The 233-nt window shown below is 63.5% G+C and carries 1 pseudogene; it reads left to right on the top strand.

Annotation, left to right across the window (positions count from 1 at the left end):
- Positions 1-233: pseudogene (locus J5M72_RS28840) on the top strand (hypothetical protein); the annotation flags it as partial.

The raw sequence follows: 233 nt of genomic DNA, 5'->3' as shown, positions 1-233 counted from the left end.
CGGCAACGCTGGCGCCAACATCCTTGACGGTGGCCTGGGCGCCGACAGCCTGATCGGCGGCCTGGGCAACGACACCTACATTGTCGACAACCTCGGTGACACCATCACCGAAACCAGCACCCTGGCCAGCGAAATCGACGCGGTGTGGAGCTGGGTCAACTGGACCCTGGGCGCTAACCTGGAAAACCTGTTCCTCGCAGGCACCGCCAATCTCAATGGTGTCGGCAACGGCC

The sequence above is a fragment of the Pseudomonas sp. 58(2021) genome (assembly GCF_017491585.1).
GTDB classification, from domain to species: Bacteria; Pseudomonadota; Gammaproteobacteria; order Pseudomonadales; family Pseudomonadaceae; genus Aquipseudomonas; species Aquipseudomonas fluorescens_BT.
The sequence above is the reverse complement of the archived record's forward strand: the minus strand, read 5'-3'. Positions and strand labels throughout refer to the sequence as shown.